The following is a 19,732-nucleotide window of genomic DNA, read 5'->3' on the forward strand; positions in this document are numbered from 1 at the left end:
GTCCTGCCGAGCACTTGCGAGATAGTGCTCAATCTACGGGCAGATGATCGCCTTGATGATGCCATCGCGCCGCGCGACCTGCTGCTCGAACGCGGCAGGCGTCTGGTCGAGCGAGAATCGATGCGTGGCCAGCGGCGCCAGCTTGACCTGCCCGCCTTGCGCAAGCGCGATGGCGCGCGGATAAACTTCCGGCATGCGTCGTGAAAACTTGATCGACAGGCCCTTTCGACGCGACTCCGCGCCGCTGAGGATGTACTGATTATTCTCCGGGATGCCGACGAGGACGACCCGGCCACCGATACGGGCGCAGCGCGCCGCATGCTCGAAGCCGTGCGATGAGTCGGTTGCCTCGATCACCAGATCGACGCCGCGGCCTTCGGTGGCGTCACCGACCTCGGCGTAGCTGCGGCATGCTACGTCCGCCCCGAGGTCGCAGGCCAGTTCAGTACGCTGCTCGACGGGGTCGATCGCGATGATCTTTCCGCTACCTGCAAGCCGCGCCAGTTGCACGAGCAGCAATCCCACCGGCCCGCAGCCGAGCACCGCCACGCTTTCCAGAAGCCGCGGGTGCGCCAGATCCATCGCATGGATCGCGACGCCAAGCGTCTCCAAGATCGCCGCGCCGGCCGGGTCGATGCTGTCAGGCACCAGATGCACGGCGGATCGGGGCACGCAGACAAATTCGGCCATGGCGCCGTTGTGAGGCGCGTAGCCCAGGAATTTCACGTTGGGGCAGAGATTGGTGTGACCGCGGTGACACCATTCGCAACGGCCGCAGGGAATGGAAGGATCGACCGCCACCAACGCGTCGGCCGAGAACCCCGCTTTTCGCGCCGAGTCCGGCGTGAGGACACCCGAGAACTCGTGGCCCAGGACGAATGGTCTGACGCGCGTCGGGCCAGTTGTTCCGCCCTCGAGATAGGAATGCAAGTCGCTGCCGCAGACGCCGACGGCCTTGACGCGGACGATGAGCTCGTCCTCCGCTAGCGGCCTCGGCTCGGGGATATCGAGGACGCGGATATCACGAATGTCCTGGAGCACCGCAGCGCGCATGTCGACGCCATCCTTCTGAGCAATTGTCTCCCCTATATTACATATGTAACCATGGAGTGACAAATGCTTTTGCAGGCGTTTCGGCCCGCGCGCGGGCTGTCGCACCCGGTGCTGAAGGCGCGGGATCCCGTCTCCGTTGCGAGAATGCGGCTATTTTTGCTTGTCGATCAGTTTCAGCGCGGCGACGGCGGTGTTCTCGTCCGTCACCAGCACCTTGCCGATCCGGCCGCGCAGCACCGCGGCGATGATCGGCGCCTTGTTGAGCCCCCCGGCGATCAGCATCGACGTCGGCACGCGTGCCAGCTTCTCGAGCGGCAGCGCGATGGCGCGGCTGTTGATGCCGTGATCTATGGGCCGGCCGGTCTTGTCGAGAAACTGCGCCAGGACGTCGCCGACGGCACCTGCCGCCCGCAGGTGTTCGGCACGAACGTCCGGCGGCAGCCCATGCCGCATCAGCAGCGAGCGCGGCGTCAGATCTCCCATGCTCAACAGCGCTAGATCGATCTTCTCAACGCTGTTCAGCACCTCCTGATAGACCTCTTGGGCCAGGAAGGTGTCGCGCGAGCGCCGGCTGCTGACAAAGATCGGGGCGGCCAGATAGCTGCACTGGGCGTGCAGCCGGCGCGCAAGCTCACCGGCAATTTCGAAGGTGTTGAGCTCGAGTCCGCGCGACAGGCCCCCCATCATGGAGACGATCGACAGTTCGGGATAGTCCGCCGGCGTGACGTAGCGGATGGTCTCGCGCAAGGTCGCGCCCCAGCCGATACCGATGATGCGCGGCCGCTTCTGTTCGAGGAACTTCGATAAATACGCGCCCGCCGCCATCCCGATCAGGCTGCCGACCTGCTCGGGATTCTCCGGGCTCGGGATGACGACCGCGTCCTCGAGACCGCATTCCCGGCGCAAGCGGTGCTCCAACTCCGTGCAGCTCGCAAAGGCGGAGTTGAGGCGGATGTTGACGATACCGGTCTGCCGGGCATCCGACAGCATGCGATTGACGCGAGCGCGGGTCAGCCCCAGCCGCTCGCCGATCTCGGCTTGGGTCAGGTTCTCCATGTAGTAGAGCCAAGCGACCCGCAGGATGGTTTGATCAGTCACGGCGCAGCCCCCCGCAGCGGCCTCAAGGCACAGTCGGACGTCGGAGCATTTGAGGCGATCTTTCGTTGGTCGTCAAATCTCTGCCATGCGGATTTCGTCATGCGGCCCTCGCGCCCGGCACGCCATCCTCGACCACAAAGCTCGTCAGCCGGCGCACGGCGCTTCCCGCGTCCTTGACGTCGTCGAGCGCCTCGAATCCCACAGTGCAATGCCGGGCGTCGAGCTCCACGGTCGCATAGCCCCGCTTGTCGCCACGCGCATAGACCAGATGTGGATTCTCCGCCAGCGCCTTGCGCACGCTGGCTTCGCTCGGACCGTCTGAGGTGATCGACGTGCCGACGAACTCGGTCGCAATGGTCGGTCCATCCGGCCGGGCGAAATCATGCTTCAGATCGGCGGTAAAGAAGGCGTGGCGGTCGCCGCCGATCACGATCGGATTGCGCGGGCGATGCGCCACGAGCGAATCAAGAAGACGGCGGCGTGCATTGGGATAGCCATCCCAGCCGTCCATCCAGAAATGCGCGCCATCGTCCCCTTCCCGCTTGTCCTGCGCCATCAATGTCTGCTGCGCGACGATGGTCCAGCGGCCGCGGCAATCGCGCAGGCGCGCATCGAGCCATTGCTCCTGCTCCTGGCCCAACATCGTCCGCGCTTCGTCGGTCCGGCCTGCACAGTCCCTCACCCAAGTCGGCCGCCCGCTTCCGACACAGGCGGATGTCGAGCGATACTGCCGATCGTCGAGCAACAGCACGTCGAGCGTCTCGCCGAAGCGGTAGTGCTCATAGATCGTGGCGTCCGCACCGCGGGGCCGCGCCGAGGGCGGCAGCGGCATGTGCTCGTAATAGGCCTGATAGGAGGCCGCGCGGATCTTCAGGAACTGAGCGGCATCGCGCACGGTGTAGGAGCGATCATTGGCATAATCGTCCATTACCTCGTGGTCGTCCCAGACCGAGAGCCAGGGAAAGGCGGCGTGCGCCGCTTGCAGGTCGGGATCGCCCTTGTAGAGCGCGTAGCGGTTGCGGAATTCCTCGAGCGTCGTCGGAATTCCAACGCCATGCTGGCGGACGTGGCGCGATCCCCAGGATTTCTCGTAGATGTAGTCGCCCAGATGCATGACGAAGTCGAGATCGCGCGCGGCCATGTCGCGGTAGGCGGTAAAATAGCCCTGCTCGTATTGCTGGCAGGATGCGAAAGCAAAACGTAAAGGCCGCGCCGCCCTGGCGGGCGCGGTGCGGGTGCGCCCGACCGGGCTGAGCGCCGGGCCGGCACGGAAGCGATACCAGTAGACGCGGTCCGGCCGCAGCCCCGTCGCCTCGGCATGCACGGAATGCGCAAGCTCCGCGGTCGTCCGCACGACGCCGTGGGAGGCGACGCGCGAGAAGGCCTCGTCCTCCGCAACCTGCCATTCGACGTCCACTGCCGCGTCCCGCATGCCGCCGCCCTCGAGCGGCTGCGGAGCAAGGCGGGTCCACAGGATGACGCGATCCTCACGCGGGCATCCGGAGGCGACGCCGAGCGTGAAAGGATCTGCGCTGAATGAGACCGGCGCTGCCCGCACGAACCCGGCGGGCGCGGCCAAGGCGGCGCTCGCCAGCGATCCCACGAGAAAGCGACGGCGGGGAATCATGGGCGCGCCGGCATCGTTTCGAGCCTGCGGCGAATGCTCACGGCGAGATCCGGCCGATCGGTCGTGATCTGCCGCACCGGTTGGGCAAGCCAGTAAGCGATCTCCTCTGGCTCGTTGGTCACCCATGCACCGAGACGCTCGGATCCGAGCATCTTGAGGGCGAGCGGCAACGCGAGCCCCAGGAGTGATTTTTCGACCGCGACGATGCAGCCGGGAATGGCGGCCAATTGAGCAAACGCGGGCTTAATTCCGCCCATCATCTCTGCCGAACGACGGTCGAGCGAAACGAGCACCCGCGCCTCCGGCCACCGCCGGAGCACGGTCTCGATCACGCCGGGCACGAAGCAGGTGATGACGGCACGCCGTTCCAGGCCCCGGCGCTTGATCTCGCTGATCAGCCGCGCCTCGAGGCCCGAATAGGAATTGCCAAGCGCATCCGTCTTGATCTCGATGTGGAGTTCGAGCTCGGTTTCGCTGAACACGTCGAGCACCTCGTCCAGGGTCGGAATGCACTCATCACCGGCATCGCGAAGACGTGTTGCCGTCAAGCGTCGCAGGCTGCGCTCGCCCACCGGTCCGCTCTCGAATGTGGTGCGGTCGAGCAGCGGATCATGGATCACGACAAGCCCGCCGTCCGTGCTCTGATGGACGTCGAACTCGACCGCATCGACGCCCTCCTTGCACAGGTTGCGGAAGCCCGTCAGGCTATTCTCCGGCCAAAGATTGCGTCCGCCGCGATGCCCGGCAATGAAAACCATGATCAGTCCCTATTTGCTGCTGTCGATAAGACCCTTGATGAACCAGCGCTGCAACAATAGGACGACCAACACCGGCGGCAACATCGTGAGGAGCGCACCACTCATGGCGATGTTCCAGGCCGGCTCACTGTCGGAGCGGGGGATCAGGCCCTTCAACGCAATGACCGCCGTTACCATGTCCTTATCGGTCGTGAACAGCAATGGCCAGAGATATTGATTCCAGCCGAACAGGAACAGGATGATGGCGAGCGCCATCATGTTCGGAACGGACAGCGGCAGCAGGATGCTCCAGAAGAAGTGCAGCGGCGAGGCGCCATCCAGCCTCGCCGCCTCGCACAGCTCCTCCGGGATCGTCAGGAAGAATTGGCGAAAAAGGAACGTGGCAGTGGCTGAGGCGATCAGCGGAAGGATCAGCCCCGGATAGGTGTTGACCATGTTCCATTCGAGCGTGATCGCGACGTCGTGACCACTGATCCAGCCCCAGAGATCCGCGGCATGCAGCGTGTCCAAGAGCCATTGCAGGGGCAGCGCCGCATTTGCCACGGCTTCGAAGGTCGGCACGATCCGGACCTCGATCGGCAGCATCAGCGACGTGAAGATCAGCCAGAATGCGAGCATTCGATAGCGGAATCGGAAGTAGGTGATGGCGAAGGCCGAGAGCAGCGATACCGCGATCTTGCCGGCCGTGATGCCGAGCGCCACGATAATCGAATTGGCGAAGGTGCGGCTGAAATTGCCCTTGCTCCAGGCCAACTGCAGATTGTCGAAGAACTGGCCTCCCGGCAGCCATGGCAACGGCACTTTCTGCACCTCGGCCACCGTGAGCGAGCCAGCCACGAACGCGAAATACAGCGGTACGCAGACCATCAGCGCGCCGGCGATCAAGATCGCGTGGCAGAGCATGTTAAGGACCGGTGAGCGTTCCACCATGCGGCTAGACCCCGTAGTTGACCTTGCGGTCGAAGTAGCGGAATTGCAGCAGCGTGCAGATCAGCGCAAAGCTCATCAAGAGAACCGACTGTGCAGCCGAAGAGCCGAGATCGAGATTGACGAAGCCGTCGACGAAGACCTTGTAGACCAGAATGTTGGTTGCACCGGCCGGGCCGCCTTTGGTCACGGCATCGATGATGGCGAAGGTTTCGAAGAAGCCATAGATGAAGTTCATCACCGTGAGGAAGAAGATGGTCGGCCCGAGCATCGGCAGCGCGATCGAGACGAAGCGGCGGATCGGTCCCGCGCCATCCACGGCGGCAGCCTCCATCAGCGACACCGGCACCGCGAGCAACCCCACGACCAGAAAGATGTAGTCGTAGCAGATGTGCTTCCATGACGCGGCCAGCGTCACCAGGATCAGCGCATCGGTCGGATTGAGGTTGGGGTCCCATGCAATACCGAGCCCGTGCAGCACCTGCGCGAGCGGGCCGACCGCCGGATTGAACAAAAAGGCCCACAGGATGCCGGCGATCGCCGGCGCGATGGCATATGGCAGCAGGATGATCGTGCGATAGGCCGAACGGCCGCGTACGATCCTGTCAGTGGCAAAGGCCAGCACGAGCGCGCTGCCCAATGTGAGCACGTTCTGCGCCACCGTGAACCAGAACGTCACCGCGATCGACTGGCGGTAGTCGTTACTCGCAAGCAGCGTCTTGAAATTGTCGAACCACACGAACTGGACGTTGGTCCCGAACGGATCGCTGAGCAGAACAGACTGCATCAGCGCCCGCAGCGACGGAATGAAGAAGAAGAACAGCAGGATCAGCAATTGCGGCAGCAACAGCAGCGTCGGCAGGCCGGGACCGTCGCCGAAATTGGCCCGCTTCAGCCCGGCCTCCTCACGCCGCCGCGTTCTCCCTGACGTATGCGATCTGCCGGCGGCAGCCGCCGGCACGGCCTTGGACCCACCGCCCCTGTGCCTTCCCTGAAGCACGGGTGCGCGTGCCTCGCGCCACGGGATGGACAGGCGCGACGTCATGGACGATCGGCTTCCGGAGTCTTCCCGGCATTCAGCTTTTCGAACTGCCGCAGGATCTCGTTACCCCGCTTGACTGCGTCATCCATGGCCTCCTGCGGCTGCTTCTGACCGGCGAACACCGCCTCGACCTCCTGGCGCTGGGCCAGCATCGTCTGCACGAAGTTGCCGAAGCGGAAGCCGCGCGAGTTCTCGTTCGGCGTGCCGCGCGAGAGTTGCAGCACCGCGATCTCCCTGGTCGGATGATCCTTGTAATAGCCCCGCTCCCGTGCGAGCGCATAGGCGCGATTGGTGGCGGGAACATAGCCGGTTGCGCCATGCCACCAGACCTGGGTTTCCGGCTGCGCGACGAAATCCAGAAAGGCTGCGACGGCCTCGTATCGCTCCGGCGTGTGGCCCTTCATGACCCAGATGGCCCCACCCCCGATGGTGCTATTGAGAGGCGGATTGATGTCGCTCTCGTGCGGCAGGAAGGTGGCGCTCCAATTGATGGTCGCATTGCGCTCGATGTTGCCGTGCGATGCGGTCGAATTGACGAAGGCAGAACACCGGCCCGACGTGAACAATTGTTCGGGACTGAAGCCCTGGCCCGCGATCTGCATCACGCCGTCGTCGAGCCATTTCTTGAGCCGTGCGACTTGCGAGACTACCTTCGTCTTGTTGTAGACGAACTCGGTGCCGAGCCCGTCGAAACCGTTCGCGAGCGTACCGTAAGGCTGGTTGTTGATGGCGCTGTAGTTCTCGAGCAGGCTCCAATAGAAGTCGCCGGGCAGCACCGTGCCGCACTCGCTGATCCCCTTGGACTTGATGGTATAGAGCTGCTTCTCCAGCTGCTGCCAGGTGTCGGCCGGCTTGTCAAAGCCCGCCTTCTGGAAGTGATCCTTATTGTACCAGAAGATCGGCGTCGACGAGTTGAAGGGCATCGCCGACATCCGGCCCTTGTAGCTCCAGAAGCTTGCCACGGGTTTGACGAAGTCCGAGAAGTCGATCTTGTAACCCTTCTGCTCCACCAGATCCTGCACGGGGACAATGGCCCCTGAAAGCAGCATCGTCATGTAACCGCGCTCGGCGATCTGCACCATCTCCGGCGGCCGCTTGGCGCGATAGGCGGCGATCACGCCGTTGGTCACCTCATCATAGTTCCCTTTGGCAACCGCGACGACCGTGTACTTGTCCTGCGACTTGTTGAACTTCTCGACCAGCTCATTGAGCCGGTCGCCGAGGACGCCACTCATGGCGTGCCACCACTGGACCTCGACCCGCGCCTGCGCCGGACCAACCAATGCCAACGCGCCGAACAAGGCCGCAATGAATGCGACTTTCCTACCCATGGGCAGCCCTCCCTCGCCGGGCAAAAAGACCCGGATTATACATTTGTATTTTTATAATGACATATGTGTCGAGATGATGAAAGAGGGTCGAATGTCCTCTCCAACGCAGGCCGCGCCCGACGTTGGATGCAAGCCGTGCCTGAGTACGCCCGGTCCAGCTGGCAATGGGGCTACGTAGCACTTCTTATGGCCCGACCGACCTTCTGCAGGGCCTCGAAGGCTCGAAAGCGCCGATCGGCCCAGTCTGCGAGAGCGGCCTGGGGTCGAGAGATGTCTCCCATAACCGACATCGCCTGCATCGCCTCGCCGAGATTGGCATGGTCGCCCGATGCAACTGATCCAAGCATCGCGGAGCCGAGCAGGACGGCCTCCGGGGATGCCGACGCAGCCACCGTCAAACCCGTCATATCGGCGAGGACTTGCCGCACAAGGCGGCTCTTTGCGGCGCCACCGCTGACCACGATCGTATCGACCGCGATGCCCTTGTCCTGCTGGGCACGAACGATCTGCCTGGCCCCGCAACCGAGACCGCACAGCCCGGCAAGATAAAGCGCCACCAGGCTCTCCAGATCCGAGCGCGTATCGAGCCCCGCAATCAGCGCACGCGCGTCAGGGTCCGCGAACGGCGCGCGATTGCCGAGGAATTCCGGGACGACATGAACCTCGCCGACCAATTGCGGAATCATTCCGTCACCGCCGCGGGATTCGGTTTCCGAAGCGAGCCAATCGGCAAGCGTCTGCTGCTTCTGGTTGGCAGCCTGCGTTGCTTGCGCGGAATGCGGATGCATCTGCAACAGATGCTCGATCGCTGCGCCAGCCGCCGACTGCCCGCCTTCATTGAGCCAAAGCCCCGGCACCATGGCAGAGTAATAGGGTCCCCAAACGCCGGGAACGAAGGACGGATCCGGCGTGGTCGTCATGGTACAGGCGGACGTTCCGAACACATAGGCCATGCGCGTCAGCACCGTGCCCGCTGGGCCGCGCGCACCCACCGTACCAACACCGCCGGCATGTGCATCGATGAGGCCGGCAGCGACCGGCGTACCCGTCGCGAGTCCGAGATCGGCCGCAGCCTCCGCCGTCAGGCCCGCCGCCAACCCCGTTCCGCCGGGCACGATCTCGGTGCCGATCCTGCGGAACTGCTCGTCCGCCAGCACGCCGAGGCCGACCCTGCGGAAGAATTGATCGTCCCATCGGTTTTCATGACCCAGATAGGTCCACTTGCACGTCACGGTACAGATGGAGCGAGACAGGCTCCCCGTCGCACGCCAGGTGAGAAAATCGGTCAAGTCCATGAACTGCCACGCACGGGAAAACGTGTCGGGCATGTTTTCGGCGAGCCACAACAGTTTCGGCGTCTCCATCTCGGGCGAGATCGTTCCGCCGACATAGTCGAGAACCGTCTCGCCCGTCTGGTTGATCCGGCGCGCCTGATCGGCGGCGCGGTGATCCATCCATACGATGACGTTGCGAGCAGGATCGCCCGACAGGCCAACGGGCAGCGGCGCGCCCCCCTCGCCCAGCACCACCAGTGAGCAGGTAGCGTCGAAGCCGATGCCCACGATACTGTCCGGCGCAATGCCGGCCTGCGCCACCGCGCCGCGCACGCTGCGGCATACGGCTCGCCAGATGTCCTCGCTCGACTGCTCGACCACGTCGCCGGTCTCGCGCCAAAGCGCGACAGGCGCGCTATCACTCGCAAGGAGTCTGCCGGAGCGATCGAACACGCCGGCGCGGGCGCTGCCGGTGCCGACATCGATGCCGAGAAAACAGCGGTTACCGGATTGCTTGGTCATCTGGATCGCCGATCGGAAGCTGCTACAGGTCGTTGCTCTGCGGCAGAATGACGAGGTCGCGGATGGTGACGTTCCTCGGACGCGTCAACATGAAGAGCACCGCCTCTGCGACTTCCACCGGCTGCATCAAGCCACCTGCCGCCATCTCCTCCTCGATCTTCGCTTTGGGCCAGTCCTTGAGGAGTGCGGTCACGACCGGACCGGGCGCAACGGCACCGACGCGCAAGCCGTGTTTGGCGACCTGCCGGCGCAGGGTATGCACGAAGGCCTGCACCGCGTGCTTGGACGCGGTGTAGATCGGCTCCCAGACGACGGGGACGAGACCGGCGATCGAACTGGTGACGATGATGTCGCCGCTCTTGCGCTCGACCATATGCGGCAGCACCGCATGAATCGACCGGAACAGCGCATTGATGTTCAGATCGAGCATGCGGTCCCAGGCGTCGGGATCGCCGAGAAGGACCTCGCCGCCGACATAGGCGCCGGCATTGGCGTGGAAGATGTCCAGTTGGCCCGCCTTCTGCAGCACCTGCGGCATCATGGTTGCCACGCTCGCGGGATCCGTGAGGTCGATGCGCAGCGGGATCGCCTGCGCGCCCAGCTCGGCGCAGGCGAGGCTCAGCGCCTCCTCGGCCCGGTCGATCAGCACCACCCGCGCCCCTGCCGCGATCATTGTTCTGGCGCATTCGAGACCGATGCCCGACGCGGCGCCGGTGATCGCGGCAACTTTTCCTGCAAGTTCCTGGGCCAAGGCTTGTCCTTTTCTTGTGAGCGCTATTCAAGCTCGGCCATGGGAAAGGCGTGAGCGCCTTGCCAGCGAATCGACGATGACCGCAATGGCGAGGACGGCGCCCGTTATCATGTACCGTAGCGACGACGATAGATCGAGCAGCGTGAGACCGCTCGCGATGGACTGGATGACGATGACGCCGAGCAATGCGGAATAGGCGCTGCCGCGGCCGCCGAACAGGCTCGTGCCGCCGATGACCGCGGCTGCGATCGCATTCAGGTTCACATCCCCGGTCCCGGCCTGCTGGCTGGACGATGCCAGCCGCGCTGCGGCGAGAATTCCGCCGGCGGCTGCCAGCGTGGCGCACAACACGAACGCCGTCGCATAGACACGGCGGACGTTGATGCCGGCCCGGCGGGCCGCCTCGCGGTTACCGCCGACGGCAGACATCGAGCGGCCCCATTTGGTTCGAGTCAATGCGTAGTTCATGACCACGCACAGGCCGACGAACAGACCGAACATCCAGGGAATGCCGCGCCCGAGATTGAGATAATAGACGACGAATTCGAGCACGATGGTGACCAGCAGTGCCTTCAGCACCATGCGGCCCAGCGAGCTGGCCGATAGCCCCGCCGCCCGCCGGCGCGCGGCCGTCCGGAAGCCGGTCACGAACACGATCAGGCTCGCCACCGCCGCCAGCACATGGGATACGATCGGCGGCATCACGAGCATCTGCCCGAAATTCACCAACGGCGATCCATACGGAAGGTTGATCGAGCCGGAGGAGCCGAGCAGATAAAGCTGAAGCCCGAGCCACCCCAGCAGGCCGGCCAGCGTCGAGACGAAGCTCGGCATTCCCAGACGGATGAACAGGAACGCATAGAGCGCACCGATGGCCGCGCCCAGCACCAACGCCGTGGCGATTGCCACGGCGACCGGCCAATCCTGACCGACCCAGAGCACGCCAACGAGCGCCGAAGCAAATCCGCTGACCGACCCCACCGACAGATCGATCTCGCCGACCATCAGGATACAGACAATGCCGAGAGCGATCACGCCCACTGTCGAGCAATCGAACAGCAGATTGACCAGATTGTTCGGCGCGAGAAATACAGGATTGAGGCTCTCGAACACCGTGCAGATGACGACGAGCCCGACGACCACCGGCAGCGAACCGAGGTCGCCCGACCGCACGCGGTCGACGAAAGCGCCGATGGCGCTTCCAAGCGTGTCCGCATGCTTGACCCGTTCGTCACTGCGGTCGAACAGCCGCCCCGTCGGAGCCTGTTGCGTGTCGTCGATCATCGACCAAGCTCCGGCGACTGCTGGGCGTGGCGCCGGCTGGCGCGGCGCGAGACCGAATTTTCATCCGCACCGGTAATCGCGGTGACGAGATCCTGGTTGGACGCGCCGGGCTCGAACTCGCCGTTGTTGCGGCCGAGGCGCAGCACCACGATCCGGTCGGCGACCGCGCGGACATCCTCCATGTTGTGGCTGATCATGATGACGCCGAGGCCGCGGGCGCGAACGCGTTCGACGAGGTCGAGCACCTCCGCGGTCTGGGCGACGCCAAGCGCGGCAGTCGGCTCGTCGAGCAGGATGAGCTTCGGCTCGGTCAACAGCGAACGCACGATCGCCACGGTCTGGCGCTGGCCGCCGGACAGCGACGCAACGGGCTCACGCACGCTCGGGATCCGCGCCGACAATTCGTTGAGCAGCGTCCAGGCGCGGAGCTCCATGGAGACCTCGTCGAGCCGCACTGGATTGAGCTCGCGGCCGAGGAAGATATTTGCGACCACATCAAGATTCTCGCAGAGCGCCAGGTCCTGGAAAACGGTGGCGATGCCGAGGCCGAGTGCGGTGGATGGATCGGACAGGACGACATGTTCACCACGGAATGCGATCGTTCCTGAGGTGGGCTGATGCACGCCGGCCAGAATCTTCACGAGGGTGGATTTGCCAGCACCGTTGTCGCCCACGAGCGCCACGACCTCGCCGGCATGCACGTCGAGATCGACGTTGGTCAGGGCGGACACGGCGCCGAAATGCTTGGAGATTCCGCGAAGACTCAAGACGGGCTTGCGCAGCCCGTCCTGCGTGGGATCGACATCCGAGACCGTGGTCATGTGCCAGTCCGTCCTCTCGTCGCCTGTCCCGGCCGCCGCGCGCGGCCGGGACAGGCGCGGTTACTGCGTGATGCCAAGCTTCTTGCAGCCGGCGGCATATCGGCCGGTGCAGAGCTGATCGGCCGTCTGGATTTTCTTGTCGATGATCTCCGCCTTCAGGTTCTCCTGGGTGACGACCGCCGGCACGAACAGCTTCGATGGCGCATTGAAGAGCGTGGTTTCCGCCTTGGGCGTCTCGCCGGAGAGGAACCTCACCGCCGCCTGGGCGGCCGCAGCGGCCACGATCTCGCTGGGCTTGGAGATCGTGTTGTACTGATCGCCGGAGATGACGAGCTGAAGCGCGGCGATCGTCGCATCGTTGCCCGTCACCGGCGGCACTGGATCGATGCCTGCGGCCTTGAAGGCGGCAATTGCGCCACCGCCGGTGCCGTCATTGGCGGCCACGACGCCGAGGATCTTCTTGCCAAAGCGGGTGACCTGGCCGCTAGCCCATTGCTGCGCCTTCGGCGGCGCCCAGTCCGGCGTGTCGTATTCGGCCAGAATGGGATAGCCGCTCTTGTCGAGACCGGCGTGAATGCCCTTCTTTATGAGTCCGGCGGCGGCATCGGTCGGCGATCCATTGATTTCAAGCACGCCCTCGCCCTCCTTCGCCGTGACGTTGGCGGCCTTGAGATGCTTGACGAGCGATTCGGAGATGGCCTTGCCAATGGCTTCGTTGTCGAAGGACACGTAGAAATCGACCTTGGCGTCGGGGACCGGCCGGTCATAGGCGATGACCTTGATGCCCTGCGACTGTGCCATCTTGACCAAGGACGCTGCAGCGGTGGAGTCGACGGGGTCGAGCACGATGACCTTGGCGCCCTGCGAGATCGCCGCGTTGAACTGCTGTTGCTGCCGCGCGGCATCGGCACTGGCGTTCTGGTAGATCACCTTGCAGCTCTCGCAGAGCTTCTTCATCTCTGCGGCAAAGCCCGGATAATCGTGTTGTTCGTAGCGGGTCGAGGCTTGGTCCGGCATCAGGAAGGCAACAGTTCCGTCCTTTACCTCGGCGGCCTGCGAGTGCATCGCCGTGGTGCCGAGCAGCGAGAGGGCCAGGGCCAGCCTGCCCGCATGTTTCGGGGAGAAGCTTTTCATTCGGACTTTCCTTTCCAGAACTGGAGTGACGTGGTTGATCCTTGGAGATGCGTGCTTCCGTCGCGGTCGGTGATTGAGTGCCGGTGCTGCGCGGCGAATTCCTGGACAAGCGATTCCTGTCGCGGGCTGCCATCGGCATGCCCACGTCATTCTTCCCGGTGTGGTCGTCCTCCTTTGCTATTTTCGCCGGCTAGGCCGCGCGGGCCGTATTGCTGTTTTGCGCGAGCAATCGCCTGAACCGCGAAGGCGGCATGCCTTTCTCGGCCAAGAACTGCCGGTTGAAATTGGAGAGATTGTTGAAGCCGACCTCGAAGCAGATGTCGGTGATGGACGCCTGCTCGTCGCTCATCAGGATCTGACAGGCGAGATTGATGCGAAGCCGCTTGACGTATTGCACCAGCGACATGCCGGTGTGCCGGCGGAAGGAACGCGAGAACGCGCTTTGCGACTGGCCTGCGATCGCCGCGAGCTCAGCTTCACCGAAAGGCTGCGTCAGGTTCTGCCGGATGAAGGCGAGCGCCTTGTTCATCCCTGCGGACATGTATCCCGAGGGGTCAGGCAAATAGTTCGGGCTGGAGAGCGGACGCGCGCTTCGGGCGCGGGAGAGCGTTCCCAGGATCATCAGGAACAGCTCGATCCGGCGCACACCGTTCGCCGCCGCGATCTCCTCCATCAGCGGAGCAATCTTGTCGCTGGTGCTGCGGGTGAAGAGCGCGCCGCGCCGAGAGAATTCCAGCAGCGCAGCAAGGCCCGAGAGCTCGGGCATGACCTTCGTGAGGTCGCCGATGAATTCCTCGCTGAACTGCAGGATGCGTCCGCGCAGCGGGATGGTGCTCCCCGGCGGCAGATCGCTCACCCAATTGTGCGGCAGGTTGGGGCCGGTCAGCACGAGATTGCCCGGCTCGAACTCGCCGATGAAGTCGCCGACGAAATACCGACCGCTGGTTGCCACGACCGAGCTATGGCTGATTTTGGGTGACGCGGCCTGATCAGGCGGCGTGGCTTTCAGTGTTCGGAATGACTTCGATTCCGTCGATGAACTTTACACCGGCGATGACTTTCGGCAACTGGTTCGTGCTCTTCAATCGCCGCCAGGTCTTCGATGCGGCGTCGATGAGCTTGAACACCATCAGCTTCGCAGTTTGTTGCGACAGCGATCCCTTGGTCCGCACCGTTCGGTGGCGCACCGTGGCGAAGACGCTCTCGATCGGGTTCGAGCTGCGTAGGTGGATCCAGTGCTCAGCAGGGAAGTCGAAGAAGGCGAGCAGCGCATGGCGATCCTTGATCAGGCACTCCACCGCACGTCCGTATTTGACGTGGTATTTCTCGACGAAGACGTCGATCGCGGTTTCAGCTTCGGCCCGGTGTGGGGCCAGATAGATGTTCCGCAGGTCGTTCTTCATGGGGCCCTGCACGGATTTGGCGACCTTGTCGAGTACGTTGCTCACTTTATGGCACCAGCATCGTTGGTGCCGCGTGCCGGGAAAGGCCTCGTCCAGTGCCTTCCAGAAGCCGAGGGCGCCGTCGCCGATGGCGAGTTGCGGGGCAATCCGTAACCCGCGTTGCCGCAGGTCGATCAGGAGTTCGCGCCAGCTCTGCGCGCTCTCGCGCACGCCGACCTGGAAGCCGATCAGCTCCTTCTTGCCTTCCGGCGTGGTGCCAATCAGCACCAGCATGCATTCGCTGTGATCTTCCATGCGGGCCTGCAGGTACACGCCATCGGCCCAGATGTAGACATAGCGACGCGCCGACAGATCGCGTCTCTGCCAGCGTTCGTACTCGACCTGCCAATCGGCCTTCAGGCCGGCGATCACCGAAGGCGACAGGTTCGGCGCATCCTTGCCGAGCAGCGCCGAGAGCGCCTCCTGGAAGTCGCCGGTCGAGATGCCGCGCAAATAGAGGACCGGGATCAAGGCATCCAGGCTCTTCGTCCGCCGCGCCCATAGCGGCAGGATTGCCGAACTGAAGCGGAGGCGGTCGCCTGGCCCGCTCGCTCCGCGGTCGCGGACCTTGGGACGAGCGACCTCCACCGGACCGATGCCGGTCGCAATCTCGCGCACCGGACCGTGCCCATGTCGGACCAGGCGCGCTCGACCGTCGGGCAGCGTCAGATTGGCCGTGCTGGCCAGAAACGCGCCAACCTCGATCTCGATCGCCCTGGCAAGCAGGTCCCGCGCGCCGGCTCGAACGATATCGGTCAGTGGATCATCAACCGCGGACGGCTGACGGAAAGCAAGAACATTGGTAGTCTCGGTCATGGCGTATCGCTCTCCTCGAGAGGTTCTGGCAGGCTCGTCACCCGCCTCGATACGCCGCCTTCCTCACACCGTCATCACCCAGATTCCGCCATAGCTCGCCACGACCTGGTGCAGCTCGTATTCAGGGTGGAAATGCCAACGGACCGTGTGGAATGGGTAGCCGTGCGACCACGCCTTGAACGATTCGCCGCGCCGTATCTGGACAACTTCCAGGTCCGGTTCCATATCCGCTCCCTTCGGGCCGGTGCGGTTTTTGATGATCCGCCCCTGTCCCCTTATCGGCTGAATTGCTCAGCGCTTCCTCTCATTAGGGATCGTAGCGACCGGTATCCGGGCCCGCCACCACGATTTCAATGTGCAACCGATACTTTTTTGATGTGCAGCACACGGCCCCGTAACCGGGGGCCACACTCTCCGCGAAACGGCGCCCAGAGCTGGCCCCGGTTGTTTGGACAGCGCCCCGCTGGATTTAAGTGGATTCCTGCCGGGTTATGCTGAACGCGGGGCTTTACGGTTTTGTCGTTGCGTCGGGAGGGCGTAGCCCGACCAGAGCGACGACAAAACCGTCGGCGACGGTCATGCGGCCATCACCATAGCTTGCGTGCCGAAGTAAGCCTCGTCGGGCGTGCGCCCGTCAAGGCTCGAGTGAGGGCGTCCCTGATTGTAGAAGGCCAGATACTTGGCAATTGACGCTCGCGCCTCGGACACGCTGTCGTAGGCGCGGAGATAAACTTCTTCGTATTTGACCGTGCGCCAGAGCCGCTCGACAAACACGTTGTCGCGCCAGGCGCCCTTGCCGTCCATGCTGATGGCGATCTTCGCGTCCAGCAGCACATCGGTGAACTCGAGGCTGGTGAACTGGCTGCCCTGATCCGTGTTGAAAATCTCGGGCCTGCCGTGCTTCGCCAACGCCTCCTGGACCGCTTCGACGCAGAAGGCCGCCTCCATTGTGATCGAGACGCGATGGGCCAGGACCCGTCGGCTGAACACATCGACGACCGCCGCGAGATAGACGAAGCCACGCCGCATCGGAATGTAGGTGATGTCCATTGCCCACGCATGGTCGGGCCGCTCGATCTTCAATCCGCGCAACAGGTACGGGTAGATCTTGTGACCCGGAGCCGGCTTGCTCGTGTTCGGGCGACGATAGACCGCCTCGATCCGCATGCGCTTCATCAGCGTCGCGATGTGGCGGCGACCGGCGTATACGCCCTCCCGCCGCAGCAACGATCGCAGCATACGCGCTCCCGCGAAGGGATAATCGAGATGCAGCTCATCGAGCCGACGCATCAAGGCAAGGTCCTCGGCCGAAACTGGCCGAGGTTCATAGTAGACCGTGCTGCGAGCCAGCTTCAGGACCTTCGCCTGGCGCACGATAGAAAGATCATGATCGCGGTCGATCATCGCTTTGCGCTCAGCAGGCCCGCCTTGGTGAGCGCGCCGGACAAAAAATCGTTTTCCAACGCCAGCTCGCCGATCTTGGCATGTAACGCCTTCAAATCGACCGGCGTCTCGGCCGATGTCTTGTCATGCCCAAACACGCCGGCGGCGCCTTCCAGGAGCTGGTTTTTCCAGATCGTGATCTGGTTCGGATGAACATCAAACAGCTGCGCCAGCTCCGCCAGTGTCTTGTCGCCTTTGACCGCAGCCAAAGCAACCTTCGCCTTGAATGCCGGAGAATGCGTCCGGCGGCTCTTCTTCGTCATCTTCGCTCCTGATTCGCAGCAAGAATCCTCGCCGCTGTCAGGCAGAAAATCCACTCAAGCTACTGTCCGAATTTGCGGGGCCAGCTCTCTCGACCATGGGCAGCTTCGTTTTCTGATCCGCCTGCTGACCGCTCATTCGAAGCTGCGCGCTACTCTGTTCGTGACGGCCGATTGGCGCGCAAAACACCCATCCGTTTCGCACCCGCTGCTGATGCACATTCCCGGTGTGCGGCGTCTTTGGTGCGAATGGAATACGTTGCCCGAAGGCACGATGCGCATCGACAGGTTTCCGCGCTTCATCGAATTCCTCAAGAACCTGCCAAGGGTTGAAATCGGGCTGCACGGCCTCACGCACAACCGCGGACGCCACCCCACGCATCTCGAATATCTGGATGCGAGCGAGGAGGAATGCCGGCGCAGTCTGGCGGGGATCTTCCAAATCTTTCACGCCGCCAACCTGGCGTTCGTGCCGGGAATGTCGCCGCCCGGCTGGTACCTGAGCCATGGACTTGCGAGGGCAATGCGGGACGCCGGCCTGACCTTCGTCGGCTCCTCGCGCGACCTCGTGAGCGCCGTGCATCGTGAAGCGCGGAGCGGTATGAGCGGGCTCACCGGTACGTCACTGATCGCGCCACAATGGATATCCGGTGGATTGTTGAACTTCACGACCAACTATCAGGCGACGTCGACCATCGACCGGGCAAGGTCAATTATCGATCACGGTGGTCTGCTTGCGATCAAGGCGCATGTCATCAAGAGGGCCGGATCCTATGTTGCGCTGGATGGGCTCGGCGAAGAATATTGCGATCACCTGCATGCTGTGTTTGATTACCTGGAGACAGTCGGCGAGGACCTCTGGTGGACCAGCATGGGCGAGATTGCCGCGCGCTGCGTTGCGGCGCTGCCGCAGGCATCCATTGGCAAGGCGAATGATCTGTGAAGGTCAGCATCAACCCCGCAGGCTTTGAAGCCGAGCATCTCGCCGCCCTGAACCGATCGTTCGGCGATTGGGGCGACGGGCGCCGCTGGCGGTGGTGTTTTGCGCGGTCATCCTTGTCCGAACCGGCCGATATCGTCGTCGCCGAGGTGAACGGTGCTGCGATTGCTGGAACGGGCATCTCCTATCGGCGAATGATCACGCCCGACGGCGGAACTCTGCTGGCCGGAATCCTGACGGCGGCGTGGTCGCTTCCGGTCAAGTCCGCCCGCGGCGCCTACATGCACGTGATATCGGAAGCGATGCGGCGGATTGCCGAGCGCGGCGGCGCCGTCGCGCTCGGCTTCATGCCGCAGAATAAGTCGAGCGGCCTTCAGCTCCTGCGCGCAGGCGCGATGGCGGCAACCACCGCCTATGTGTCCACGCCCGCTGGCTGGAATGACGGATTGCCGGGCGAATTGAAACCTTGCGTCCTGACGAGCAGTCTCATCGAAGAGCTGTTTCGTCGCGTGAACCGTCGCGCACAACGCGGTCTACGATTCACCTACCCGGATATCGGTGAGTTCGGTGGACAGTTTCTCGAGCGGCCGCATCCCGTCGAGGTGCTCGCGGATGCCAAGGGCGGCTATTTCATTCTCGAACGCTTGTCGCAAGCGATGAACCTGCTTGCGGTCCTTCCGGCCGATGGCGACGCGCGCGCGCCTGGACAGCATCTCATTGATGCGGCCCAGCTTGCCGCCGACCAGAACTCTAAGCTCCTTTCCTATGCATCGAACGAGCATGCTATCGCGGAGGCCGTCGCAGCGGGTCTGGTTGCCAAGCCCGGTTTCATCACCGTGACGATCGCAAACGTGCAAGCACTGTCGGCCGCCGTATCCAACGCGTTGGAAGTGGGCGCTGCAACGAGCGCCTGTCTTGCGATGCTGAGGGCTTTCCACGTCGAGAACGGCGATCGGATGTAGCCAGGCGACATTTGCCCGGTCAACGTCGTCCCCGCCTGCTCGGCAGTGCGTTGTCCGCAAGAAAGAACCGTTTGAAAAATCAGCTGCTCAAACGGTTTTGCTCGCCAAGCTATTGATTTGGTGGGCTCGAACCTGGGACCCGCTGATTAAGAGTCAGCCGCTCCAATCCCAGGTTTCCGCATCATTGATCTATTAAGCTGCAAGTTCTGCTGCGCGAATGCGGCGCCAGAAAGGGGCGCCCTGCGCC

General features: G+C 63.5%; 17 protein-coding genes and 2 pseudogenes. 3 read left to right on the forward strand and 16 right to left on the reverse strand.

The genetic code is table 11. The annotated features are described in order from the left end of the window. Positions 1-33: 33 nt before the first annotated feature. The 4 genes from ACFLEY_RS28230 to ACFLEY_RS28245 all read right to left on the reverse strand — a co-directional run bounded on the left by ACFLEY_RS28230 (position 34) and on the right by ACFLEY_RS28245 (position 4,482). Positions 34-1,053 carry a zinc-binding dehydrogenase gene (locus ACFLEY_RS28230; RefSeq protein ID WP_060911501.1) on the reverse strand — a complete coding sequence of 340 codons (1,020 nt, stop codon included), beginning with the start codon at positions 1,051-1,053 and terminating at the stop codon, positions 34-36. A 150-nt stretch (positions 1,054-1,203) separates the two neighbouring features. Next, positions 1,204-2,151 (reverse strand): sugar-binding transcriptional regulator, encoded by a 948-nt coding sequence (locus tag ACFLEY_RS28235; protein WP_198046586.1) that lies wholly within the window; start codon positions 2,149-2,151, stop codon positions 1,204-1,206. Between the two features lie 97 nt (positions 2,152-2,248). Next, on the reverse strand, positions 2,249-3,778 hold the full coding sequence (locus tag ACFLEY_RS28240) for an alkaline phosphatase (RefSeq protein WP_060911500.1): 1,530 nt from the start codon (positions 3,776-3,778) through the stop codon (positions 2,249-2,251). Then, entirely contained in the window at positions 3,775-4,482 is a 708-nt protein-coding gene (locus ACFLEY_RS28245; RefSeq protein WP_232585915.1) for a glycerophosphodiester phosphodiesterase family protein, read from the reverse strand. The genes ACFLEY_RS28240 and ACFLEY_RS28245 overlap by 4 nt, the downstream gene beginning before the upstream one ends. On the opposite strand from ACFLEY_RS28245, the gene ACFLEY_RS28250 reads away from it, so the two are divergent. After that, the gene (locus ACFLEY_RS28250) at positions 4,390-4,596 is read left to right on the forward strand and encodes a hypothetical protein (RefSeq protein ID WP_396605009.1); all 207 of its coding nucleotides are present in this window, start codon (positions 4,390-4,392) and stop codon (positions 4,594-4,596) included. The two genes, ACFLEY_RS28245 and ACFLEY_RS28250, sit on opposite strands and share 93 nt — an antisense overlap. Here ACFLEY_RS28250 and ACFLEY_RS28255 read toward each other — a convergent pair. The 12 genes and pseudogenes from ACFLEY_RS28255 to ACFLEY_RS28310 form a co-directional block, all read right to left on the reverse strand. After that, on the reverse strand, positions 4,546-5,466 hold the full coding sequence (locus ACFLEY_RS28255; RefSeq protein ID WP_028170799.1) for an ABC transporter permease subunit: 921 nt from the start codon (positions 5,464-5,466) through the stop codon (positions 4,546-4,548). The genes ACFLEY_RS28250 and ACFLEY_RS28255 overlap by 51 nt on opposite strands. Before the next feature lie 4 nt (positions 5,467-5,470). Further along, positions 5,471-6,508, reverse strand: coding sequence for an ABC transporter permease subunit (locus tag ACFLEY_RS28260; protein WP_080667992.1), 1,038 nt, complete (start codon positions 6,506-6,508; stop codon positions 5,471-5,473). Then, complete coding sequence (locus ACFLEY_RS28265; protein ID WP_211434205.1) at positions 6,505-7,836, reverse strand: extracellular solute-binding protein; 1,332 nt, start codon at positions 7,834-7,836, stop codon at positions 6,505-6,507. Before ACFLEY_RS28265 ends, ACFLEY_RS28260 begins: the two co-directional genes overlap by 4 nt. A 170-nt stretch (positions 7,837-8,006) precedes the next feature. After that, positions 8,007-9,632, reverse strand: a complete 1,626-nt coding sequence (locus ACFLEY_RS28270; RefSeq protein WP_211434204.1) for an FGGY-family carbohydrate kinase — start codon at positions 9,630-9,632, stop codon at positions 8,007-8,009. A gap of 22 nt (positions 9,633-9,654) precedes the next feature. Next, a complete protein-coding gene (locus ACFLEY_RS28275) occupies positions 9,655-10,383 on the reverse strand; it encodes an SDR family oxidoreductase (RefSeq protein ID WP_028170795.1) in 729 nt (242 codons plus the stop codon). A gap of 27 nt (positions 10,384-10,410) precedes the next feature. Continuing rightward, on the reverse strand, positions 10,411-11,667 hold the full coding sequence (locus ACFLEY_RS28280; RefSeq protein ID WP_396604264.1) for a sugar ABC transporter permease: 1,257 nt from the start codon (positions 11,665-11,667) through the stop codon (positions 10,411-10,413). After that, entirely contained in the window at positions 11,664-12,488 is an 825-nt protein-coding gene (locus ACFLEY_RS28285; protein WP_060911498.1) for an ATP-binding cassette domain-containing protein, read from the reverse strand. The genes ACFLEY_RS28280 and ACFLEY_RS28285 overlap by 4 nt, the downstream gene beginning before the upstream one ends. Before the next feature lie 60 nt (positions 12,489-12,548). Continuing rightward, entirely contained in the window at positions 12,549-13,622 is a 1,074-nt protein-coding gene (locus ACFLEY_RS28290) for a sugar ABC transporter substrate-binding protein (protein WP_028170792.1), read from the reverse strand. 190 nt (positions 13,623-13,812) lie between these two features. Continuing rightward, positions 13,813-14,598 (reverse strand): annotated as a pseudogene (locus tag ACFLEY_RS28295) (helix-turn-helix domain-containing protein); the annotation flags it as partial. Positions 14,599-14,611: 13 nt separating this feature from the next. Continuing rightward, positions 14,612-15,880 carry an IS256 family transposase gene (locus tag ACFLEY_RS28300; RefSeq protein WP_038952271.1) on the reverse strand — a complete coding sequence of 423 codons (1,269 nt, stop codon included), beginning with the start codon at positions 15,878-15,880 and terminating at the stop codon, positions 14,612-14,614. 75 nt (positions 15,881-15,955) lie between these two features. Continuing rightward, positions 15,956-16,105 (reverse strand): annotated as a pseudogene (locus ACFLEY_RS28305) (AraC family transcriptional regulator); the annotation flags it as partial. Positions 16,106-16,456: 351 nt separating this feature from the next. Next, a protein-coding gene (locus ACFLEY_RS28310) for an IS3-like element ISRj2 family transposase (protein WP_085967151.1) occupies positions 16,457-17,586 on the reverse strand; the annotation gives its coding sequence in 2 pieces (ribosomal slippage) (positions 16,457-17,334 and positions 17,334-17,586; 1,131 coding nt in all). On the opposite strand from ACFLEY_RS28310, the gene ACFLEY_RS28315 reads away from it, so the two are divergent. Further along, positions 17,519-18,526 carry a hypothetical protein gene (locus ACFLEY_RS28315; protein ID WP_396605010.1) on the forward strand — a complete coding sequence of 336 codons (1,008 nt, stop codon included), beginning with the start codon at positions 17,519-17,521 and terminating at the stop codon, positions 18,524-18,526. The genes ACFLEY_RS28310 and ACFLEY_RS28315 overlap by 68 nt on opposite strands. Further along, positions 18,523-19,485, forward strand: a complete 963-nt coding sequence (locus ACFLEY_RS28320; RefSeq protein WP_028170734.1) for a hypothetical protein — start codon at positions 18,523-18,525, stop codon at positions 19,483-19,485. Before ACFLEY_RS28315 ends, ACFLEY_RS28320 begins: the two co-directional genes overlap by 4 nt. The last annotated feature ends 247 nt before the right edge of the window (positions 19,486-19,732 follow it).

It is taken from the genome of Bradyrhizobium sp. YCK136 (genome assembly GCF_044570075.1).
GTDB classification, from domain to species: Bacteria; Pseudomonadota; Alphaproteobacteria; order Rhizobiales; family Xanthobacteraceae; genus Bradyrhizobium; species Bradyrhizobium diazoefficiens.

Excerpts from the sequence above, each read along its gene's own strand:
- ACFLEY_RS28240 (WP_060911500.1), bottom strand. The coding sequence starts at position 3,778 with ATGATTCCCCGCCGTCGCTTTCTCGTGGGATCGCTGGCGAGCGCCGCC.
- ACFLEY_RS28230 (WP_060911501.1), bottom strand. The coding sequence starts at position 1,053 with ATGCGCGCTGCGGTGCTCCAGGACATTCGTGATATCCGCGTCCTCGAT.
- ACFLEY_RS28250 (WP_396605009.1), top strand. The coding sequence starts at position 4,390 with ATGGATCACGACAAGCCCGCCGTCCGTGCTCTGATGGACGTCGAACTC.
- ACFLEY_RS28290 (WP_028170792.1), bottom strand. The coding sequence starts at position 13,622 with ATGAAAAGCTTCTCCCCGAAACATGCGGGCAGGCTGGCCCTGGCCCTC.
- ACFLEY_RS28265 (WP_211434205.1), bottom strand. The coding sequence starts at position 7,836 with ATGGGTAGGAAAGTCGCATTCATTGCGGCCTTGTTCGGCGCGTTGGCA.
- ACFLEY_RS28260 (WP_080667992.1), bottom strand. The coding sequence starts at position 6,508 with ATGACGTCGCGCCTGTCCATCCCGTGGCGCGAGGCACGCGCACCCGTG.
- ACFLEY_RS28280 (WP_396604264.1), bottom strand. The coding sequence starts at position 11,667 with ATGATCGACGACACGCAACAGGCTCCGACGGGGCGGCTGTTCGACCGC.
- ACFLEY_RS28285 (WP_060911498.1), bottom strand. The coding sequence starts at position 12,488 with ATGACCACGGTCTCGGATGTCGATCCCACGCAGGACGGGCTGCGCAAG.
- ACFLEY_RS28300 (WP_038952271.1), bottom strand. The coding sequence starts at position 15,880 with ATGACCGAGACTACCAATGTTCTTGCTTTCCGTCAGCCGTCCGCGGTT.
- ACFLEY_RS28270 (WP_211434204.1), bottom strand. The coding sequence starts at position 9,632 with ATGACCAAGCAATCCGGTAACCGCTGTTTTCTCGGCATCGATGTCGGC.
- ACFLEY_RS28255 (WP_028170799.1), bottom strand. The coding sequence starts at position 5,466 with ATGGTGGAACGCTCACCGGTCCTTAACATGCTCTGCCACGCGATCTTG.